General features: G+C 70.6%; 16 protein-coding genes and 1 pseudogene. 7 read left to right on the top strand and 10 right to left on the bottom strand.

The window, feature by feature from the left end:
- The coding region (locus HTZ82_RS31060) for a transposase (RefSeq protein WP_175410252.1) at positions 1 to 302 on the bottom strand (302 nt) is incomplete at its 3' end.
- A gap of 79 nt (positions 303 to 381) precedes the next feature.
- Here HTZ82_RS31060 and HTZ82_RS31055 point away from each other — a divergent pair.
- Positions 382 to 1,083 (top strand): DUF6338 family protein, encoded by a 702-nt coding sequence (locus HTZ82_RS31055; RefSeq protein ID WP_175412743.1) that lies wholly within the window; start codon positions 382 to 384, stop codon positions 1,081 to 1,083.
- A 151-nt stretch (positions 1,084 to 1,234) separates the two neighbouring features.
- On the opposite strand, the gene HTZ82_RS31050 is transcribed toward HTZ82_RS31055, so the two are convergent.
- Entirely contained in the window at positions 1,235 to 1,381 is a 147-nt protein-coding gene (locus tag HTZ82_RS31050) for a hypothetical protein (RefSeq protein ID WP_175412742.1), read from the bottom strand.
- Positions 1,382 to 1,776: 395 nt separating this feature from the next.
- Here HTZ82_RS31050 and HTZ82_RS31045 point away from each other — a divergent pair, with 395 nt between their 5' ends.
- Positions 1,777 to 2,544 (top strand): DUF4365 domain-containing protein, encoded by a 768-nt coding sequence (locus tag HTZ82_RS31045; protein ID WP_175412741.1) that lies wholly within the window; start codon positions 1,777 to 1,779, stop codon positions 2,542 to 2,544.
- A gap of 185 nt (positions 2,545 to 2,729) precedes the next feature.
- Here the strand turns inward: HTZ82_RS31045 and HTZ82_RS31040 are convergent, their stop codons facing one another.
- The 5 genes from HTZ82_RS31040 to HTZ82_RS31020 form a co-directional block, all read right to left on the bottom strand.
- Positions 2,730 to 3,668: an FAD-dependent oxidoreductase gene (locus HTZ82_RS31040; RefSeq protein ID WP_175412740.1), complete on the bottom strand. Its 939-nt coding sequence runs from the start codon at positions 3,666 to 3,668 to the stop codon at positions 2,730 to 2,732.
- A gap of 275 nt (positions 3,669 to 3,943) precedes the next feature.
- Entirely contained in the window at positions 3,944 to 4,720 is a 777-nt protein-coding gene (locus HTZ82_RS31035) for a MerR family transcriptional regulator (RefSeq protein ID WP_175412739.1), read from the bottom strand.
- 4 nt (positions 4,721 to 4,724) lie between these two features.
- The gene (locus HTZ82_RS31030; protein ID WP_175412738.1) at positions 4,725 to 5,531 is read right to left on the bottom strand and encodes an alpha/beta fold hydrolase; all 807 of its coding nucleotides are present in this window, start codon (positions 5,529 to 5,531) and stop codon (positions 4,725 to 4,727) included.
- Between the two features lie 249 nt (positions 5,532 to 5,780).
- Entirely contained in the window at positions 5,781 to 6,896 is a 1,116-nt protein-coding gene (locus tag HTZ82_RS31025) for a hypothetical protein (RefSeq protein WP_175412737.1), read from the bottom strand.
- A 1,275-nt stretch (positions 6,897 to 8,171) separates the two neighbouring features.
- The gene (locus HTZ82_RS31020) at positions 8,172 to 9,290 is read right to left on the bottom strand and encodes an oxygenase MpaB family protein (protein WP_217624794.1); all 1,119 of its coding nucleotides are present in this window, start codon (positions 9,288 to 9,290) and stop codon (positions 8,172 to 8,174) included.
- A 441-nt stretch (positions 9,291 to 9,731) separates the two neighbouring features.
- Here HTZ82_RS31020 and HTZ82_RS31015 point away from each other — a divergent pair, with 441 nt between their 5' ends.
- The 5 genes from HTZ82_RS31015 (at position 9,732) to HTZ82_RS30995 (ending at position 15,009) form a co-directional block, all read left to right on the top strand.
- Positions 9,732 to 10,067: a hypothetical protein gene (locus HTZ82_RS31015; RefSeq protein WP_175412735.1), complete on the top strand. Its 336-nt coding sequence runs from the start codon at positions 9,732 to 9,734 to the stop codon at positions 10,065 to 10,067.
- Positions 10,068 to 10,338: 271 nt separating this feature from the next.
- Entirely contained in the window at positions 10,339 to 11,850 is a 1,512-nt protein-coding gene (locus tag HTZ82_RS31010; protein ID WP_175412734.1) for an FAD-binding oxidoreductase, read from the top strand.
- 361 nt (positions 11,851 to 12,211) lie between these two features.
- Positions 12,212 to 13,162, top strand: a complete 951-nt coding sequence (gene sigJ, locus HTZ82_RS31005; protein ID WP_175412733.1) for an RNA polymerase sigma factor SigJ — start codon at positions 12,212 to 12,214, stop codon at positions 13,160 to 13,162.
- A gap of 113 nt (positions 13,163 to 13,275) precedes the next feature.
- Positions 13,276 to 14,478, top strand: coding sequence for an NAD(P)/FAD-dependent oxidoreductase (locus tag HTZ82_RS31000; RefSeq protein ID WP_175412732.1), 1,203 nt, complete (start codon positions 13,276 to 13,278; stop codon positions 14,476 to 14,478).
- Positions 14,479 to 14,595: 117 nt separating this feature from the next.
- Complete coding sequence (locus HTZ82_RS30995) at positions 14,596 to 15,009, top strand: hypothetical protein (protein ID WP_175412731.1); 414 nt, start codon at positions 14,596 to 14,598, stop codon at positions 15,007 to 15,009.
- 69 nt (positions 15,010 to 15,078) lie between these two features.
- Here the strand turns inward: HTZ82_RS30995 and HTZ82_RS32675 are convergent.
- From HTZ82_RS32675 to HTZ82_RS30985, 3 genes and pseudogenes are all read right to left on the bottom strand, one after another.
- Positions 15,079 to 15,213 (bottom strand): annotated as a pseudogene (locus HTZ82_RS32675) (short-chain dehydrogenase); the annotation flags it as partial.
- A 126-nt stretch (positions 15,214 to 15,339) separates the two neighbouring features.
- The gene (locus HTZ82_RS30990) at positions 15,340 to 15,804 is read right to left on the bottom strand and encodes a CBS domain-containing protein (protein ID WP_175412730.1); all 465 of its coding nucleotides are present in this window, start codon (positions 15,802 to 15,804) and stop codon (positions 15,340 to 15,342) included.
- Positions 15,805 to 15,898: 94 nt separating this feature from the next.
- Positions 15,899 to 17,557: a cation:proton antiporter family protein gene (locus HTZ82_RS30985; RefSeq protein WP_217624793.1), complete on the bottom strand. Its 1,659-nt coding sequence runs from the start codon at positions 17,555 to 17,557 to the stop codon at positions 15,899 to 15,901.
- Positions 17,558 to 18,137: the final 580 nt, after the last annotated feature.

Here is an 18,137-nt window from a genome sequence, read left to right as displayed (position 1 = left end):
CGGACGATCGTGGAGTCGACCGCGACGACCCAGTCGAGGTCGCCTTCGGCGTCGGCCTGGGCGAGCAGGGCGGTGAAGACCTTCTCCCAGGTGCCGTCGGCGGCCCATTTCCGCAGCCGGTTGTGGGCGCCTTTCCATGAGCCGAAGTGCTCGGGCAGCTCCATCCACGGAGTGCCGGTGCGGTACTTGAAGGCGATCGCGTCGATCACCTGCCGGTGGTCCCGCCACCGGCCACCCCGCTTCGGTGTCCGGTCCGGCAGCAACGGCTCGATGCGTGCCCACTGGGCGTCAGTCAACGACACGCATCAACCAACGATCAGATGATCCGAAGGAAACGGCCTAGCCTGTACGGCGATCCCCTACCAAGGAAGTGATCTGCCCGTGCCCACTACGCCTATCGGACTCCTGCTGCTGGTGGTGCTCCTGCTGCCGGGTCTTACGTACGTGGTGGTCCGCGAGCGAATGAGTTCCGAACGCCGCATGTCCCCATTCCGCGAAACGGGCACAGTGGTCTTCTGCAGCGTGCTCACCGAGCTGGTGGTCCTCGGAGTGTTTGCCGGTGTGCGAGCTTGCTGGCCGGGGATGACGCCGGATGTAGGCCGCCTAATCCGCGAGGGCACGACTTATACGGAACGTCACTATGCCTCACTCACGCTTTGGACGGTGGGCATGCTCCTCACGGCGTCCACCCTGGCGGGCCTGGCAGCCTGGCGGTACGGCAAGGAACCGCACCCATCAGCAACATCCGCCTGGTGGCAGATGTTCAAGCAGTGGAAGTACCCGATTGCGGTGGAGATCAACGTGGCGTGCTTGCTCGATGACGGATCTCTCGTCGAGGGGTGCCCTGGAGCGTTCAACACGAGCGCGGAGGATTCACCCGACCGGGACATCATTCTGGTCGAGCCAATCCGATATCGCCCACCAGGCGCGACCGGAGAGGCTCAGCCCTATCCTGCGGGAGCCGTCTGCATCTCAGCGCGCAGGATCGTGGCCATGTTCGTCACTCATTCGCCTGCGACGGGGGAGAGGGCGGGGCCGGCGGGGACGGCGGGCGACCCGGCATCAAGCGTGGCTGCCTCATAGGGGTCTGGCCGCGTCGCTCGGAAGGGGCCGCCGGCTTGGCGTTGGGCTTGCCACCGCCGCTCGGCTTCTTGGAATCGGCCATCTCGGTCTCCTTCGAGCTGTGCACTCCAGGATCGTGACGGTGGCCGCCTGGGCCAACCGCACCTTCACCTTACGTGTCGACGAGGTGCACGGCTTCGGTATCGGTGGCGGCCATGGCTTTACGGGCGCCGGTAGCGTCCAGCGTCCACCACAAGCGCTGACAGACGTGCGGCGTGAGCTCGGCAACGGCGCCACTGCTGAAAACGGCGATCTTCATGCCAGCAAAGCCGGGAGAACAGCGTCCACCTCCGGGTGGCACATCCTCGCTCGCAGGCGACCGCAGGGGCCTTCGAACGTCAGCCCTGGGCGCGGCGTGCCACTCCGTGCCAGACGAGGGGGTAAACAGTGGTCATCAACGGCTCTTCCCGAGGACCCAGCGCGGCACCCGACCCGGCTGTTTTCGCAGATCAATGGGCCCTCGGGCCGCTAATGACCGGGTGATTCCCAAGCTCAGAGCGCGGGTTCGATTCCCGTCACCCGCTCCAGAGCACTGAAGGCCCAGGTCAGCGACCTGGGCCTTGTTTGTTACCCAGGCCCATGCGCGCCAGACACGGCGTCCCAGGTGTCAGTTGACGGCCATACCCTGGCCCTCGCGCAAAGTGAGGGGGATCGATGCCGAAGGTGCCTGAGAGCCGGCGCATCGGACGCATAGCGGTCAATGAGGTGCGTGCGCTCCTGGAGCGGCACGGCCATCTCGTTCAGGAGGTCGACGGCGGGAACGACCACGGTGAGGACCTGCACGTCACCTTCGTCCAGAACGGGCGGCGGACGGAGGACTCCGTGGCCATACAGGTGAAGGGCGGCGTCTCGACCCGGACCAGACGCGGCCACCGCGTCCGAGTCGGCGATCACGGGGACAACTGGCGCGATGGCACTCTTCCCGTGCTCTGTGTGGTCCATGATCCTGACCGGGGCGGCCTCTTCTGGGCCAATGCGACCCGTCAGCTTCGCCGGGCCGGCGCGCTGCGCAAGACGGCGAAGTCGATCGTCGTCTCCCGGGAGTCGCTACTGAACGATGCGAGCCTCGACGCGTTCGTACAAGGCATGCGGCACTACCTCACCCGGGAACGTCAGGGAGTCGGCAGGTGGGCCGACATGGCAGACGTCGAGTTCGCCCCAGACGACATCGTCAAGCCCTTCGAGAACGAGCTCCACGAACCCATGGTCTTCTGGCAACGCCGCGGACAGCCGCATGCGGTACTGCTTCACCATGACCTTGACTGGGAACCTGTGCCCATCCAAGAGCGAATGCTCCGCTTCGAGCCCATCCCGTCCGTCGGCCATGTCATCCTCGACACTGCGGAGGCACACTGGCTGATGGGCTGCTTCAAGTCCACGGAGTGGTGGCGTCGGCCCATCGAGCAGCGCGACCCCGCCTGATTCCCGCCACGCCTCTGTCGCGTTGAACGGGCCTCTCGGGAGCGTCCCGGCCTGCCGGCTGCTTCCACGAAGCGCAGCGCCAGAGCAGGTCCCGGTCGAGCCGGACTGGTTTGCGCGCCCGCCGTCGGCGGTCACGGCCCCGGCTGCGCTGTTCTCCGCTGAGAGCGCTGCGCCAGACGCTGTGGTCAGCCGTCGTCCTTGGCAAGCAGGTCCCTCGTGGCGTAGTAGGCGTGCAGGGCGGCTTCACTGCCCGAGCCGAGGGCGGTCATGACGCGCTGGTAGCGGGCGGAGCGCAGGTCGCCGGCGACAATGACGCGGGGGTGCTGGGCGTCGGGGCGGCAGTAGCCGGTCGCGTCGCGGACGAGGTCGCCCGGCGGGGCAGTGGGGGCATTTCCGATGCTGAGGAAGACAGCGTCTGCCGTGACGCTCTGTCGTTCGCCGCTTCTGCCCACGGCTTCTGCCGCCGTCGTCGTTCCCTGCGGCGGGTGCAGGGTCACGTGCTCGACCGGGAGGAGCGTGGCGCGTGGGTCGTCGCGGATCTCCTCGACCTTGTAGTCGTCGGCGGGTGGGTACGCCACGAGCAGGCGGGTCACTGTCGTCGGGTGGGCGCGCAGGAACGTGCCGATCGGGCGGTCCCCGCCCAGCACGAGGAGGGTACGGCCTTCGCCCTCGGCCACGTCGGCCTTCCACAGGGGTGGCAGGGTGAGGTCGGGCGGGGCCGTGATCCACGGGACGTCCCTCGGCTGGAGCGGGCCGACGCCGGTGGCCACGACCGCGTACGGGGCGGACAGGCTCGTACCGGTGTCCAGGGTGACCGTGACCTGGGCGTCGTCGGCGCGGAGGTCCGTGGCGCTGCGGCCCAGTTCCAGGCGGCACAGGTCCGTGCCCTTCAACTCCGCCGTGATGGCGTCGGCCAGGTCCGGGCCGCTGGTGTGGCCGCCCAGGACGTTGTTCAGCGCCGGGATGCGGTAGAGGTTGCGGCACAGCGCGTCCGGCTCGATCAGGACCGCCCGCATGCCGACGCTCGCAGCCATGCGGGCGGCGGCGCAGCCGGCGGGGCCTCCGCCGATGACGATCAGGTCGGTGGCGTACGTGCCGGACGATCCCGTGGATGTGGAGGCCATGGGGCTATTCCAGCGCCGTGCTCCCGTCGTGTGCGCCGAGAGTTCCCGGATCACATGCCTGATCGTGACCAGCTGCCCCTCTCCGATCAGGCGGCGGGCGACGACCAGGCCGGCGACTGCGGGCAGCCGTTGACCGACGTCCGCAACGCGTTCCGCGAGCTGGCCTATATCTGAGGCGCCCTGCTTCCTCTGTGGCCTTCCGGCGTTCGCCCCGGGACGAGCGATTCAGCGGAATCACCGCCGGATTCCCTTACCCGTTAGTGCACGTCACAGCCTCACTTGTACGGGATGTCGAGTCCGGCGGCGCGCAGCTTCGCCTCGATGAGCGCGGTCAGCCGGGTCAGGGTGGGCGCCTCTTCTGCCCGGTGGTTGTTGATCAGCTCATAGCGGGTGGCGGCATCGGGTGTGGAGAAGAAGTCGGCCTGCTCCTCCATGAGCTCGCGGTTGGTCAGCAGGTTGTCGGCGAGGGCGGACGCGAGCTCGTCGAGCCGCGGGTCGTCCGGGTCCCAGGACACCGCTTCCCAGCTCCGCTTGGACAGCTCGACGTACTCGGGGTCGTCGAGCCGGTGCTCGAGCTGGGTCAGGAAGCCGTCGAGGAACTCCGGCGCCAGCGCCCGGGCCAGGACCAGGCCCTCTCGTTGCGAGGCGGCGTAGTCGGGAGGGAACCCGAGCTCGGCCAGCCGGTCCAGAAGGGCGCAGGCGCGGTCCGGGAGGAGCGCCCGGTCGCCGTCGGCCAGCCGGTGCAGCGTGTCGCGGCGGGCGACGAGTTCGTCGATCCGCTCGGTGAGCCGGCGCTCGACGTCGTCCAGCTTGGTGGCGAACCGCTCGGGGTCCGCGTCCAGCAGGTCCCCGATCTCGGCGAGCGGTACGCCCGCCCCGGCCAGTGTCCGGACCTGGACCAGCCGGAGCAGGTCGGTCGAGGTGTAGCGGCGGTAGCCGGAGGTGTCGCGCCGCGGTTCGTCCACCAACCCGAGCCGGTGGTAGTGGCGTACGGTCTTGACCGTGACACCGGCGAACGCGGCCGCCTGACTGATCGTGAGCCCGCCTGCCATGGGCTCAGTCTCGCATCGGGAGGCCGGCGGGCGCGGAGGCGGACGCGACCTCGCGAATCGCCTGGGCGATGGCACGGTAGTCCTTGCGCATGATCGAGCCGTGGTTGCTGGCGACCCTCGCGCCGACCTTCAGGTTCGGGTTGGCGGCGACCACCGGTTCGAGGGCGGCGCGCGCCCCGTCCTGCTCACCGTCCTTGCTCCCGTAGCTGTCGCCCGTCGCGAGGACGTACCGCACCGGGCAGGTCACGCGTTCCAGGACCGGGGCGCAGGCGGCGGCGAGTTCGTTGAGCTCGATGTTGACCTCGGCGTGCTGGTCTGCGGACATCCGCGCGGCCAGGCCGAACGGGGCCACCAGCGGCAGCAGCAGCCGGTTCCTGCGGAACAGCTTCCGGATCCGCTCGCGCCCCTCCTCGCCGGTCAGGCCGGCGGGCAAGGCTCCGTCCACGTTCACCACGCCCAGCGCGTGGCCCGGGTGCCGTTCCGCCCAGTACATGGCGATGAACGCCCCGTATGACCAGCCCACGAGGATCGGCTTCTCGACGCGTCGTGCCTTCAGGACCACGTCGAGGTCCCGGAGGCACGCCTCGAAGGAGTAGTCCACGGACCGCTGCGACTTGCCGCGGGCGCGCTCGTCGAAGGTGATGTGCCGGTAGTCGCCGCCGCCGAGCTCGGCGATCGTGGGCTTCCAGTGCCGCTGGCTGGCGTAAGCGCCGTTCAGGTACACGACGGGCGTGCCGGTGCCGCCCGTGTCGGTGACCGCGAGGGCTGTGTCGTCGACGGGAACCATGCCCGACCAGGGTGAGTTCGTCATGCGCCCAATCTCCACCCTGACCTTAGGTCAAGGTCAACCACAGGTCGTCCGAGTGGCCTCGGGCGCCCATCCGACCGCCTCGGCCGTCTCGCAGAAACCGCACCCCGTACATCAAGTCCCAGCAGTGGGCCGAACAGCTCAACGCGCTTGCTGCGGAGGCCCTGGACACCGGAGACCAGGGCCTCCGCGTGTTGGCCGTCAACGGACGAGGGACACCGGCGCGTGGCGGCGTAGCGCCTCCGAGGCCGGCTACGCCGCTTCGTCCGACTCGTCGGCCGCGTAAGGGTGGACATAGCGCCCATCGTTGAAGGGCGTGAACCACGATGCGAGGTCCATGGGGGCGATACGCAGCGAGCTGAACGCCGGATCCTCGTCGACGCCGTCCATCGCGCCGTCATAGAGCCAGAGGAAGTCGGTGTCCTCGTAGACCCCGTCGGCGAAGAAGTCGAGCGCGTCCTCCACGCCTCGGCCGAGCAGTCCGAACGTGTCGAGTGTGACCCGCGCCTGGCCCAGCAGGAACTTCAGCGCCAGTTCCTCCGCCACGCAGCCCAGTCGCTGGAAGCTGCCGTCGGTGAACCGGGTGGTCAGCGCGATCACCGTGACCAGGAAGCGCCGGGAGAACAGCTGGTCGTAGCGCAGGGCATAGCGCGGCGGCAGATCCTCAAGGTGCCACAAGGGCTCCTCGCACTCCGCGACGTTGGTCTCCGCCCGGGCGAGGGTCTGCACGTCCTCGAACAGCTCATCGATGAGCACCTCGCAAGCCCACGCGAGGGCCCCGGCGGCCAACTCGGCGTCGTCCAGCGTCACACCGGATTCCGGGCCCTCGCCATCCTCCTCCGGGTCGAGGGCTCCGAAGGCCCCGGGGGCGAACGCGCCCAAACGCGCCGCCATACCGCGCATGACGGCCTCGTGATCCGTCGTGCCCTGCTCCGGCTTGTCAGTGCGAGGAGCCGCCGTCGAGTGCCGGGCCCTGCGTTCCTGGAGATCGCTGGGCGGCGCCTCCGGCCCTTCGGCCGCTTCCAGACTCTCCCGCGCCAGATCCGGGTGCAGCTTCACCTCACTGCTCTCCACAACCCACTCCGAAAGCAGCTCCGAGCGCTCCAAGACCTCCACGGACACGGAGCCGACCGCCTCCTCCGCCATCTCCAGGGTGGGAGCGTCGACGAACACCTTCACGATGGCGCCGTGCGGGTACACGGCCACCACGACATCCAGGAGATCCGCTTCGACGCCGTCCGGCCCTTCAATCGCCTTCACCGCGTCGAATCCCCGCTGCAACAGAGCAGTGGCACCGGTCCGGTGCAGCGCGTCCATCTCCGGCGAATCGTCCGGAACACACATCTCAACGGTCACGGCGTACGTCACACCGACAGCGTGCCAGGTCGAACAGGCCACCTGCGGCCGAACATCGAGGACAGTGCAGGTGCGAACCGCAACAATCAGTACGGTTGCTCGACCCTCCGATGAGGCGAGCAGCCGCCCGTACCCGCCCTCTCAGTCGCCCGGGCCGCCCGTCGTGCCACAACGTGCCACAACGTGCCACACATAACGGCAAACAGCGGTCACTCAGGGCCCCTCACATCAGGCGGGAAATCACCTCTCGACCACAGTTTCCGCAGGTCAGACCGCACCCGCAGCCCTGAGTACCGAGCTCATCACCGCGGCCGACGGGGTGGCTTCCGGCGCGATCGTCTGAGGCATGCGTGCCCTTGCCCGAACCCCACCATGGTGACGTCGGTGTTCGGTCCGCCCCATGTCGGGGCGCCAGGCCGCCATGTGACCGGGGACGCCGTCGACCAGAACGGGCCGGTGGTGGGCGCCCTCGCCGGAGAACATGGGGGCGCCGGCGGCGACCTTGGTGGCGCCGAGGGTGACCACCGCGCCGGCCGGGGTGTCACGGTCCTCTTCACGTTCGGGTCGAGGGCGCGCAGGAGCGATGCGAAGTCGTCGCCGACGGCGGCTGCGTGAAACGCCTCCACGACCTGCCGGTGGTCGCGGTCGGGGCCCGCCGACCGGTCGTGGCCCGGACCTTCCGGCGGGCGCGGCCGGCGATCAGCTTGGAGGCGTCGGCGGATTCCCCCCAGGACCTGACCGATCTCCCCGAACGGGACCGCGCACATGTCGTGCAGGACGAACGCCAGACGTTCGCCCGGGGTGGGCGAGTCCCGTACGACGAGCAGGGCGAGGCCGGCCGAATCGGCCAGCACCGCCTGCGCGTCGGGCGCGGGTCGTCGGCAGGCGTCACCACGAAGTCTGCGGCTGCTGCCCATGGGCGGCCTCGGGCGGGCCGCTCGGGATCGCAGAAGGTCGAAGCTATCCGGCCGGCCACGGTGGTCAACCAAAGGCCAGATTGCCGATGGTCGCCTCGTCCTGGCGAGCGAGGCGCATCCAGGTGGTCGCGGCCGTCCCGCCGCTCCCTGCGGACGGGACCGTCGTGCAGGCCACCTGGCGGGAGCTGCGCCGGAGGCTGAGCCCGGCAGCGCGGCTGTTACCGGCCGGGCGGGCCGGGGTACCCAACCCGTACGGGCCGCGGTCGGCTGGTGCCGAGGACGGCGTGCCGTTCGCGCCCCGTTCCGGGGGTCACGACTACGCCGGCCGCTCCAGCACGCCCGTACAGCGAGAGGGGGCGCTGGGCCTTGGTCAGGTGGTGGGGGTCAGACCGGTGGGGACCTGCCACTGGTAGCGGCGGCCCTTGTTGGTCAGGCGCAGGCCCTGCTTGAAGACGGCCAGGCCCAGTTCGTTGGACGCCTTGGCGAGGAGGGGGACGGTGTCGCCGGCCTTGCCGTAGCCGAAGCTCAGCGGGGACTGGGCGGCGAGGGCGAGCTGGGTGAGGTCGGCCGGCGGGACGGAGACGATGTCGGCGGTCTCGTCTCCGGAGAGGTGGCGGATCAACGTGGGGCCCACGCCGGCGAACAGCGGGGTCGGCAGGACCTCGCGGATGAAGTCCAGGACGCCCTTCGTCAGGACGGTTCCGGCCTCGGAGGCCCGCTGCTGGCGCCGCAGGACGGTGTCCACCAGGGCGGCACCGTCGTCGAAGGTGGAGGGGTTGGCCTGTTCGTCGACGCCGAGGACGTGGCCGATGATCCGCCAGATGTGGAAGAAGGCGTCCCTGTCCTGGGCGGGGAGTTCGACGCCGAGCCGGGCCAGGCCGCGGGGAATGATCACGGAGAAGGACATCAGAGTGGCGGACAGGTCTTCCTGGTTGACCGGCAGGCCCCAGGAGGTGTCCCAGTCGTCCTTGCGGGACAGGTGGTAGCGCATGGTGGCGTGCAGGAGGCGGATCTTCTGGGCCGTACGCACTCCGCGCGCACCGGGTCCGAGGCTGCCGGTCTCCAGGACGTCGACGACGAACTGGGCGGTCTCCATCAGCCGGCGGAAGACGCCCTGGGTGAGGCGGGTGGAGCGGTGGAGGACCTGCGCGCCGTCACCGCAGCTGTAGCACAGGGGCAGGGATCCGCACAGCAGCGTGGTGGTGATGTGCCCCTGGTAGCGGCCGAGCAGGCCCTGGCCGCGGGCCGTCAGTTCGGGGTCGGCCCAGTCCGGCAGGACGGCACTGCGGGTGAAGTACTCCTCCAGCTTCGGCGGCAGTCCGTCCGGGACGGCCTCGCTGTTGCCCTCCAGCGCGAGGAGAGCCTCGCGGACCTGTTCCTGGCGGCCGAGCGCGTAGATCTCCTCGATCGCGGCGTCGGCCAGGGGGTCACCGGTCTTCCGCAGCGAGTCCAACAGCTCACCGGTCCACTTCATCGCGGGCACGCGCATCTCCGTTTCAGCACCACAGCAAGCGGGTGGAGGAAAGGTGGGAAGGATGGAGGGAAGGAAGGATGAGGCGGCCGCCCTTCCGTGATGCCTTCATCCGGAGCGCGGTCCGCTCGGCCTCCGTTCTAGTGGCCCGCGTTCGGTCCTCGCGGCACTCTCCGCTCTCGTCACCCGAACGGACCAGGATGAATCGATTCGCCGTCGCCCTGGGGGAGAGGCCGGTTCCATTCAGCGGTGGGGCGCGCCGCGTGCGAGTGACTCTGCCCGCTCGGTTCGCGTTGCCTCGCTACTCCTCCACGGCGGCCTCGGCGCCCACCCTCTGCACCGCCTCCACCGACGCGCACGTGGACCCTGCTTCCGGCGCCGCGATCGCGAAGGCCACCTTCGCCTGCCCGGGCTTCCAGGTCGCGATCGAGGACCGCTCCGAGCCGCCGTCGGTGGATCGTGCGAGGTCCCCACCCGTCCGTCCAGGCCGAGCTGCTCGACCCCGCCGCGTCGTTCACCAACCGCTCGGTCCGCACCGGCGCCGGGGCCATGACGGCCATCCGTACAGTGACCGTGACCGAGACCCTCACCGGCTCCGCGCTCGTCGACCTCGTCCAGCGGCAGACCGGAACGGCGCACCGAGCCGGTCTGTTCACGTCCGCCCCGCGCTTCGGCCCCGCGAAGGCCGCCGCACCCGTCCCGGCCGCGCCCAAGTGCCGGGTCACCGCGGTGTGCGTCCACCGGACGACCACGGTCGGCTTCACGATCGGCGCGGACACCCGCGCCCCCAGATGATGGCCATGGAGCTGGACGAGGACATGACCGTCAACAGCGAGGTCGAGCCGGAAGCGCTGCGCGCCGGGTCACGGACGCCGGGCCTGGGAAGGGGTGCGTGACGGCCGGGAGCGGGAGCCAGACGCCGAAGGCGGCACGGGTGGCGTTCGTTCGCGTGAACCATGATCGCTCTGGAGTGTCATGACACGTCCGCGTCGCTGTCGCGGTCGATGGTGGGGCCTGCCCCTGACCGGGCATCCCCGCCGTCGACAGCGACAGGAATGAGACGATCGTGCAGATCAGCCGACGAGCCGTACTGCGCACGGGTACGGCAACCGCGCTCGGAGCCGCGCTGGCGCCGGGCCTTGGCAGCCTGCAGGCATCGGCCGCGCCCGCGGCGCACGGCGCCGACCCGGCCGCGTGGCGGGAGCTGCGCGGGTGGCTGAGCCCGGCGGCCCGCCTGTACCGGCCCGGCGACCAGGGTTACCCGTCCCACGCGACCGCCGACAACCAGCGGTACGCCTCGGTGCTGCCGGCGGGCGTCGTCGCGTGCGCCACCGAAAGCGACGTCCGGGCGGCGCTGCGGTGGTCCGCGAAACACGGCGTGCCCTTCGCACCCCGCTCCGGCGGACACAACTACGCCGGCCACTCGACGACCACCGGCCTCGTCATCAGCCTGCGCGCGATGAAACAAGTGACACCCCGGGGCCGCCGCCTCCACCTGGGCGGCGGTGCCACCAACTCCGACGTGTACGCGGTCCGCGACGCCGGCCTGTACTTCCCCGGCGGACGCTGCCCAGGTGTCGGCGTCGCCGGTCTGACCCTCGGCGGCGGGCTCGGTTTCAACGACCGCAAATGGGGTCTGACCTGCGACCGCATGACCGAGACCCGCCTCGTGCTCGCCGACGGCACCCTCGTGCGCGCCACCGAGAAGGAGAACCCGGACCTGTACTGGGCATGTCGCGGCGGTGCGGGCGGCAACTTCGGCATCAACACCGCCTTCACCTTCGACGCCGTCCCCGTCAGGTCGCTGCGCGCGACCGTCTTCGACCTCACCTTCGGCCTGGCGTCGGCCGTTGACGTCGTGCAGGGGGTGCAGGACGTCCTCGCCGCCGACGGCGCGGGCGACTTCGACGTACGCGTCGGCTTCAAGCACGCGGGCAACGGCACCACCAGCCTGTGGGTACTGGGCCAGCGCATCGGTGGCGAGGACAGGCTGCGCCGGCTCCTCGCGCCCCTGCTGGCGCTCCGGCCCACCCCTGCCCTTATCGAGGAACGCGGCTTCTGGACCGCCCAGGACTACCTCATGGACAAGCCCGGCGCGAAGGACTGCTACGCCTCGAAGTCCCTGGTCCCCGACGTGTGGCTGAGCCCCGACGCGGTGACGGACATCGCCGAGTGGACCCGCGCCTGGCGCCCCGGCGCGGCGAAGGCGACCGGCTATGTGACGCTCTTCGCCATGGGCGGCACCAGCGACCGCCTCCGCCCCGACGAGACGGCCTACCCGCATCGTGACGCCACCTACGTCATCGACATCGGCACCCACTGGCGGCCCGGCACCCCGCAGAGCGCGGTGAACGACCTGCTCGCGCAGACTCGCGGCGTACACCGGCGGCTGTGCCACCGCCTGGAAACCAGCGCGGCCTACGTCAACTTCCCCGACCCCGACCTCGGCGACTGGCAGCATGCCTACTACGGCGCGAACTACGACCGCCTGATCGAGGTCAAGCGCCGCTACGACCCCACCGGCCTCTTCCGGCACGCACAGTCCGTCGCCGCGGGCCGCCATCCGGGCAGGCCGTAACAGGCGTTGCCGGCGAAGGCTCCCCGGTCCTCACAGAGCTGTGAAGCTCATGGCGAGGACGTCGCGGTAGCCGCCGGTGGGCCGACGGCGCAGCAGGGGGCTGTGCGCTGTGGTGTGCTCCAGACGTGCGAAGCGCCTTCTCGACGAGCCCGAGCGGCCCGTCGTCACGCGCGGGGTCGTTGGATCGGAGCGCCGGTTCGATTCCCGACGCCGGCTCCACGGTAAAGCCCCAGGTCAGCGACCTGGGGCTTGGTTGTTGTCCGGGCCTCTTCAGGCGTCTTCGTCGCGGACTCCTCACTGACCGCCGGGGAGCGCTGGCTCACCTGCCGTTCCACCCCGGTGCGCGCCTAGGATCGCGGGCATGGCGCTGAGCATGAGTGACGTGGACCGGTTCGAGGCTGCAAGGCCCCGGCTGGAGGCCATCGCCTACCGGCTGCTCGGCTCGGCGAGTGAGGCGGACGATGCCGTGCAGGAGACGTACCTGCGCTGGCACGCGGCCGACGTCGGGCGGATCGAGGTGCCCGAGGCCTGGCTGACGAAGGTCCTCACCAACCTCTGCCTCAACCAGCTGACTTCGGCACGCGCCCGGCGCGAGACGTACGTGGGGCGGTGGCTTCCCGAGCCGCTGCTCACCGGGGACCCGATGCTCGGCCCGGCCGACACCGCCGAGCAGCGCGAGTCCGTGTCGTACGCCGTCCTCGTCCTGCTGGAGCGCCTGTCACCCAACGAGCGGGCGGTGTATGTGCTGCGGGAGGCCTTCGACCACCCGCACCGGGAGATCGCCGAGATCCTGGACATCACCGAGGCCGCCAGCCAGCAGATATACCACCGGGCCAAGAAGCACGTCGCGGACGGCAAGGCCCGCACCCGCAGCGAGATCGACGAGGCCGCCGCCCGGAGAATCGTCGAGGAGTTCCTGGCCGCGGCGACCAGCGGCCGTACCGAACCCCTCGTCCGCCTGCTCACCCAGGACGCCGTCTCGGTCGGCGACGGCGGCGGCAAGGTCCCGGCCCGCGCGAAGGCGTTCGAGGGGGCGCTCGCGGTCGCCACGTTCCTGCGCGGCCTGTTCAAGCCCAGCGAGGCCAAGCGGGCCCTCATCGGCGGCGCACCCGAGATCTACGCCACGACGGCCAACGGCGGGCCCGCCATCGTCGCGGTCGTCGACGGCCGGGTCGTCGCCATCAGCTGCCTGGAGGTCGGCCCGGAGGGCATCGTGGCGGTCCGCAACCAGGCCAACCCCGACAAGCTCGTCCGCGCGACCGAGCGGTGGGCCGCCGCGGACCACGAGGAGGCCCCGCTCCACATCCTCTGACGCGACGTGACGCAGGTCACAACCCGTTCCTGTCAGGAAACGCGGGACTGTCCGGTTCAAGGGGCGAAACCACGCCGGACGACGGCGGACCCCGCCCAGACAGGAGCACGGACATGCAGCACCGCATCGTCGTCCTCGGAGCCGGCTACACCGGCGCCGTCGCGGCCGGCCGTCTCGCCAGGCGACTGCACCACGAGGACGTGACCATCACTCTCGTCAACCCCGAGCCCGACTTCGTCGAGCGTGTCCGGCTGCACCAGCTCGCGGCCGGCCAGGACCTCAGGCCCCGGCCGTTCGGCGAGATGTTCGTCGGTACGGGCGTGGCGCTCGAGCTCGCGAAGGTCACCGCCGTGGACGTCGACCGCAAGGCGGTGACGGTCGCTCCCGTGAACGGCTCCGAGCGGGAAGTCCTGGAGTACGACACTCTCGTCTACGCCCTCGGCAGCGGCTGGAACCACGGAGGCGTCCCCGGCGCCGCCGAACACTCCCACGAGATCTCCAGCCGCCCCGGCGCCCTCCGCCTCCGCGACCGCCTGGCCGCTCTGGACGCCGGACGGCGCGTGGTCGTGGTCGGCGGCGGCCTGACCGGTCTGGAGGGCGCGACCGAGATCGCCGAGGCCCGCCCGGACCTCGACGTCTCCCTCGCCACCCAAGGCGCCCTCGGCGACTGGCTCTCCGCGAAGGGCCGCGCCCACCTGCGGAAGGTGGTGGACAGGCTCGGCATCACGGTCCATGAACACACCGCGGTCAACGCCGTGGAGGCGGACCGCGTCACGACCGCCGACGGCCGGACCATCCCCGCCGACGTCACCGTCTGGACCACCGGCTTCGCCGTCCACCCGATCGCCCGGGCCACCGCCCTGGAGCTCACCGACGGCGGCCAGATCGTGGTCGACACCACGATGCGCTCGGTCTCCCACCGGGACGTGTACGCCGTCGGCGACGCGGCGATGGCGATCGGCCCGGGCGGCAGGCCGCTCCGCATGTCCTGCGCCTCCGGCGTCCCCATGGCCTGGCAGGCCGCCGACGCCATCGCCGCCCGTCTCGCCGGCACCAAGGTCCCCCACGTCTCCATCCGTTACGCCCAGCAGTGCGTCTCCCTCGGCCGCAAGGAGGGCCTGATCCAGTTCGTCACCGCTGACGACCAAGCGATCGACAGGGCCCTGACGGGCCGCATGGCCGCCCGCTACAAGGAACTGATCTGCAAGGGCGCGGCCTGGAGCGTCGCAAACCCGACGGCGGGCATGCCGTCCCGGCGCCGGCGTGTCGTACGGCAGGAGACCCGGAGCCGGGCGCGGGCGGAGGCGGCGGTCTGACCTCGCCGCAGAAGATCGTCCGCTTCTGCCTCGGCGGCTCCGCCGAGGTCGTGGGCACCGCCACCTGGGAGCCCAGCACTCGCCCATTGCCGCACACCACAAAAGGGGGACCACACCGTGACCAGAAGAAAGACGGCCGCACAGGCCGGCCTCACCTTCCTCAAGACCTCGATAGCCCTGCAGACCCTGACCCTCTTCTTCCAGGCGGTCACCGCCGGCATGCTGCTGACCTCGTCGCACGGCTATCTGCTGCACGACATCGGATCGAAGGTGATGTACGCGGCCGCCATGCTGTACGTGCTCGCCACCGTCCTGGCCTGGCGACCGGGCGGCGAGTCCCCCCGGCCCGTCCTGTACGCCACCGGCTTCCTCCTCCTCGCCTCGGCGCAGGTCGCGCTGGGCGTCGCGCACGTGCCCTCGCTCCATGTCCCCCTGGGCGTGGTGATGTTCGCCCTCAGCACCCTGGCCCTGGTCCGGACGCTGTTTCCGCACGTATCGCCGCGCCCGACGGTGAACTCAACGGGCCTCTGACGCCCGCGATCTCACGAATGGCCAACGGCTCGGTGTGCGGCGGCCTGGCCCTGGCCCGCACCCGGACTGGCTGGTGATCGCGTGGGTCTCCACGCCCAGTCGGAGCGGCCGCAGTCCGTTGTCGAGGTCGTGCTCCCAGACCGGCGTGTCGAACGCGAACAGCCGCTCTCCGCCCCACACATCGTTGACCAGCACGTCGAGCCGGTCCCCGGCGAGCGCGCTGTGCGGGAACGGCGAGTCGCCGCAGCGCACTGGGCACCAGGGGCTCCAGGGCGGCGGACCGCGCCTCGGCAGAGCACCGCCCGGCACCTGCCCTGCCGGGTGCGTCGGTCACGACCGGCCGAGGAAGTGCTCCATCAGGCGGGCCGCCCGGATCGCGCCGATCGTCCGTGTCCAGTCCCCGTTCGCCTCGACCACGGCCACCAGCGGGGTGTGCGTCCGGACCATCAATGCGGCGATCTCAATGGCGCTGGCGGACACACCGACCACCGTGGGCAGTTCGCGCTGTCCCTGACCGCTCAACCACTCCGCGACCGTCATCCCTTCCAGCACATCCGACAGCCGTTCGCCGTCGCCTTCCCGGAGGGAACGTGCCAGCGAAGGCTCGCGCAGGACGAACTCCGGCACGATCACCCGCAGCAGTTGTGAGCCGGGCACGATCGCGTACGGTCGCCCGTCCCGGTCGACGACCAGCAGCGCCGGGAGCTGGTGCTCGGCGAACAGGCGGGCCGCCTCCATCGCGTCGTCGTCGGTACCCACCATCGGGTACGGCTCGGCCAAGTCACTCGCACGCATCGGCTTTCCCTCGATCTCCGGGCCTCACAGTGAGGCTGCCGCACTGTGGAAATGCCCCGCCCCTGGCGCGCCGACGCACAGCCCACGACCGCTGTCAGGTGGGCGCCGGGTCGCTGTCCCCGCCCTCCTCGCCGCGCCCGAGGAGCTGGTCGAGAACCTCGGCCGCGGCCATGGCGGCGAGAGGGTACGGCCTCAGGATGACGTCGGCGCCGACGGCGGCCAGTTGCTCGGCGTCACGGTCGGAGTGGGCGGTGAGGGCGACCTTGCCCCGGTAGTCGTGGTGGCGCAGTCCGTGCAGGAGGGCCTTGCTCGTCTCGGGCAGGGGGATGGTGCTGATCACGCAGCGGGCGTGGGAGAGGGGAAGGTTCTCCAGCAGGTGCATGTCCTCGGCGCTGCCGAACATGGCGGTCACGCCCTCACGGTCGCTGCGGGCCACGCGGTGGGGGTCGAAGTCCACGGCCAGGACGCGGTGGCCCGCCTGGCCGAGCTGGTGGGCGATGGCTCCGCCGAAACGGCCCAGGCCGTAGAGGATCACGTCGGCCTCCTTCTCGTGCCGGTGGAGGTCCCGTTTTCGGCCGTCGGTGCGTTCGAGTACCGACAGCCAGCGTTCGAGGCGTGCGTAGATCTGGTGGGAGTACAGGATGAGGTAGGTGGAGCCGCCGATGGTGATCAGGCCGACGACGGTGACCAGGCTGACGGTGGCGCCGGTGATGTGGCCGAGGCTGAGGCCCAGGGCGGCGAGGATGAGGGAGAACTCGGAGATCTGCGCCACCGTGAGCCCGGCCAGGAACCCGACCCGTACCGGATAGCGCATGGCTGCCATGATCAGGACGACGATCAGCGGGTTGCCGACGAGGACGAAGGCGGAGAAGATCGCCGCCTCGGTGAGTTGCCGGGAGGCGTCGGTGAACTCCAGGCGCGCGCCCAGTTCGAGGAAGAAGAACAGCAGCAGGAAGTCCCGCAGGCTGACGAGGCGGGCGCCGAGCGCGTCCCGGTACGGCGTCGTGGCGAGCGAGACACCGGCCAGGAACGCTCCGACCTCGCTGCTGAAGCCCATCCAGTCGCTCAGGGTGGCCACCGACACGGCGTAGGCGACGCCGAAGAGGAGCAGCAGCTCCTGCGAGCGCGCCACCTGGTGCAGCACTTTCGGCAGCACGTACCGCATGAGCAGTGCCACACCGGCCAGCAGCCCGAGGCCCTTGGCGAAGACCAGGGCGACGTCCACGGCCACGTTGTCGCCGGCCTGCCTCCCGAACGCGGTCAGGCCGATCATCACCAGGACCACCACGATGTCCTGGACGATGAGGAAGCCGACCGCGATCCGGCCGTGGAGCTGCTCCAGCTCCCGCTTGTCCGACAGCAGCTTCACGATGATGATCGTGGACGAGAAGGTCAGCGCCACCGCCACGTACAGCGCGGTGACCGTGTCCATGCCCAGGCCGATGGCGATCAGGTAGCCGATGACCGAGGTGAAGAGGACCTGGCCGAGCCCGGTCGCCAGGGCGATGGGTCCGGTGGTGCGGATCAGGTGCAGGTCCAGCCGGAGGCCGACGAGGAACAGCAGGATCGCGATGCCCATCCGCGCCAGCAGCTCGATCGTCCCGTCCGCCTCCACCCAGCCGAAGCCGGTCGGACCGACCAGGATGCCCACACCGATGAACGCGACGATCAGCGGCTGCCGCAGGCGCACGGCCAGCAGCCCGACGACCGCGGAGATCGCCAGGATGACGGCGGTGAGGGCGAACCCGTGCACCTCGATCACTCCCGTCCGGCCATGTCCGGCCGCTGGCCGTGTTGCCCGGCGACGGAGCGGGACGGCGGCCCGGTCATCGCTTCGCCTCCCGCGAGGACCACAGATCGGCGTCCCGCCGGGGAGACACCACGCACGGGGCGGTGGCCCGAGCCCCGTGCGAGCGGGCGAGGCGCACCGCGCGCCCCACGGCCTGGTTCCCGTGGCGGGACAGCTCCGTGGCCGCCGGCACCCGGCGGAACCGCGCCGCACCCATGGTGACCACCCTCCCACCACGCGCCCCACCGTCATGGCACGTGCGAGCAGACCACACCGACCAGCTCGCCGAGGCGCCGAACCGGCAGCCACGTGAGGCGCCTCCTTGTACACCACCGTTCCCCAGCCCGGCCCACCCCGCCAGCCGAGGGCGCGCCCCGTACCGCGCCGCCGACAGATCGGACGGTCGCAGGAGCACGGGCTGCTCCCCCTCAGCCGAGCCCGACGAAGGCCACGGTCAGAGATCAGGGCAGCACCGCCCCATCGGCGCGACGTCCTGGAGGTCGCTGAGACACCCGGCCTGGTCCGGGCCGACCCGGTTCGCTCT

This window comes from Streptomyces sp. TRM64462 (genome assembly GCF_013362995.1).
In the GTDB taxonomy this organism is placed as follows: Bacteria; Actinomycetota; Actinomycetes; order Streptomycetales; family Streptomycetaceae; genus Streptomyces.
Note: the sequence above shows the minus strand (reverse complement) of the source record. Positions and strands in the feature narration are given on the sequence as shown.